This is a genomic window from Nocardioides sp. (assembly GCF_050699375.1).
Taxonomy (GTDB): domain Bacteria; phylum Actinomycetota; class Actinomycetes; order Propionibacteriales; family Nocardioidaceae; genus Nocardioides.
In genome coordinates this window covers 1-2,529 of record NZ_JBOHDN010000355.1, presented here as the reverse complement: position 1 = coordinate 2,529, position 2,529 = coordinate 1, and the positions used below count along the sequence as shown (strand labels likewise).

Annotated in this window: 2 protein-coding genes; one reads left to right on the top strand and one right to left on the bottom strand. The window is 68.3% G+C overall.

Features of this window, described 5'->3' with window-relative positions:
* On the bottom strand, nt 1-1,127 hold a 1,127-nt coding region (locus ACRDPS_RS23730; protein ID WP_431504135.1), incomplete at its 3' end, for a lipase family protein.
* A 156-nt stretch (nt 1,128-1,283) separates the two neighbouring features.
* Here ACRDPS_RS23730 and ACRDPS_RS23725 point away from each other — a divergent pair.
* Nucleotides 1,284-2,525, top strand: a complete 1,242-nt coding sequence (locus ACRDPS_RS23725; RefSeq protein WP_431504134.1) for a PucR family transcriptional regulator — start codon at nt 1,284-1,286, stop codon at nt 2,523-2,525.
* The last annotated feature ends 4 nt before the right edge of the window (nt 2,526-2,529 follow it).

Here is a 2,529-nt window from a genome sequence, read left to right as displayed (position 1 = left end):
CGATGGATCTTGATCCTGGTTCCCTTGCCGCACCATGCCCGGTCGAGCGTGTTGTGCTGGCCGACCGGCACGACCTCGTCGGTGTTGGCGTGGTAGCTGAAGATCGGGGTCGTCGGAGCGGACGCGCCCATGGTGATCGACGAGATGACTGCCTTGACCGACGGCACGGACAGCGGGTCGGGTACGTCGGTGTGGTCCTCGAGCTTCTTGAAGGCGAAGGACGCGATCAGGTCGGCCAGACACATCCCGTCCATCTTCTTCCAGGCCTCCCGCCCCTCGGCGTTGAGCAGGTCCGGGATCCCGGCCTCGGGGTACTCCTGACTGATCCCGTACGCCGCGGCGAACTCGAAGCCGGCGAAGAACCCGCCGTCGATGTAGCGACCGACCGCCTCCGGGTTGGACGGCGTGCCGCCCATGGCAGCGCCGACGAGCTTCACATCGGGTGCGTACGTCGGCTGCATCTGCGCCGCCCAGCCGGTCGCGTGCGCGCCGCCCGAGTAGCCCGCCAACGCCCACTTGTTCTTGGTCCCGACACCACCCTGCCCGAAGCTCTTGATGGCTCGGATGCCGTCGAGGACGGCGTGACCGGCGTTCGGGCCGGCGAGGAAGGCCGACTTCGGTCCTTCGTGGTCGGGGATCGCCAGGGCGTACCCGGCGGCGAGCATCGGCGCGGCCATCGGTGGCAGCTGAACGTCGGTTCCCTTGAGGAGCGCGTACGACGGAGCGCATCTCGTGCCCGTGCTGTCCTCCGCCGCCTGCAGCGAGACCACAGGACGCGGACCCAGGTGCCACGGGGTCGTCGGGACGACCAGCGTCGTGACGTCGAGCTTGGGGTTCATGTGCGAGTCGTTGCTGCGGTAGCTCACCTGCCAGGAGCGAGTGACGAGCGGTCCGCCGAGGCTCCACAAGGTCACCGGGCGGCTGTCGACCACCGCGCCGGGCTCGTACGAGGCGATGTTGGCGGGCGCGGCGTAGAACGGGTCCTCGTCGGGGACCACCGACCCGGGTGCGGCCGGGGTCGTGGCCGCGGTAGTGGCCGCGGCCTCGGCCGACGGTCCGACAGGCACGAAGGCGACCACGGCAGCGGTGACCACCACTGCCATCGCGCCGGCAAGACGTGAACGCATCGAAGCTCCTCCCTCATATGTAGGTCGCGGCCGGGTTGCTCCCTCCCCAAGACGGATCTCCGGGCCACTCACACATGATGTGGCTGTCGTCACATGATTGCTCCTGTGCACATCAGCAGACTTGTGACTGGTTCGTTTGTGATAGAACCCAAGTCCATGACGAGCGCTGAACATCCGCTGCGTGTGGGCGATGGACTCCTGTACGAGGATCTGCTGGCGTCCAGGGCTGATCTCGTCACGACCGTCCTGAGCAAGCTTCGCTCGGCCCTGCCGGTCTACGACGCGCTGCCCGAAGAGATCCTGCGTGGCGAGGTAGCGCCCCTGATCGCCGAAGCGATCGACCTCTTCGCCGAGACGATTCGGCATGGTCGCCTGCCTGATGCCGAGCGGTTCGCCCCGCTGGAGACCAGCGCGGGTCGACGCGCCGAGGACGGGATCCCGCTCCAGGATGTCCTCACTGCCTACCACCTCGGCTGCATCGCGGCACGTGACCACGTGACGGCCCGGGCCGCCCGGTCCGACTTCGCGGATCTCAACACCGTCGACAGACTGCTGTTCGACTTCCTCGCTCGCACGAGCACAGCGGTCTCGACGGGCTACCTCCGGATGAGCAGGGACACAGCCCAGGAGGCACAGGTATCCAAGCGAGCACTTCTCGACGCACTCCTGGAGGGCTCGCCCACCCAGTCGCTGGTCGCCAGGACGGACATCACCCTCCCGGACAGGTACTCGATCCTGTCTCTCTCGTTCAGCGCACACCCCGACGAGTCGCAAGCAGGCAGCGATCCGGCGGTGGTGACCACGCTGATGCTGCGCAGGATGCGCCATGACCTGGAGGCCATCTCGCCCCATTCACTCTCGGTGATGACACCGAAGACGGCGACCATCCTCCTGCCGCAGCCGAGCCAGGGCTTCTCACGCGAGCAGATGAGCGCGGTCGTGGATCAGCTCCAGCGGGCGGCCGGCACCTCCGTCCTCGCCGCGGAGGTGGGCGCCACTCCCGCGACGGTCCCGTCGGCGTCCGAGCTGGCTCGAGAGGTCCTCGCCCTGGCGCGGCGTACCGGACGGACAGAAGGCCTCGTCCGGCTCGACGATGTCCTCGTCGAGTTCCAGCTGAGCCGGGAGAGCGCGGCGACCGCTCCGCTGGCGGCCATCCTCAGCCCCTTGGCGGGATTCCCCGACCTGCTCGCGACCCTCCGGACGTTCCTGCTTCACCAGGACCTCAACCGACGTCGGGTCGCGGCGGCCCTACAGGTGCATCCCAACACCGTCGACTACCGGCTCAAACGCGTCGCAGTGCTCACCGGGCTCGACGCGGCCGTTCCCGCCCACGCTCAACGCCTCATGGCGGCGCTCGCCGCTCTCGAGCTGGTCGAGGACGCCCCCATCGGGGACTGACGGC

Excerpts from the sequence above, each read along its gene's own strand:
- ACRDPS_RS23725 (WP_431504134.1), top strand. The coding sequence starts at position 1,284 with ATGACGAGCGCTGAACATCCGCTGCGTGTGGGCGATGGACTCCTGTAC.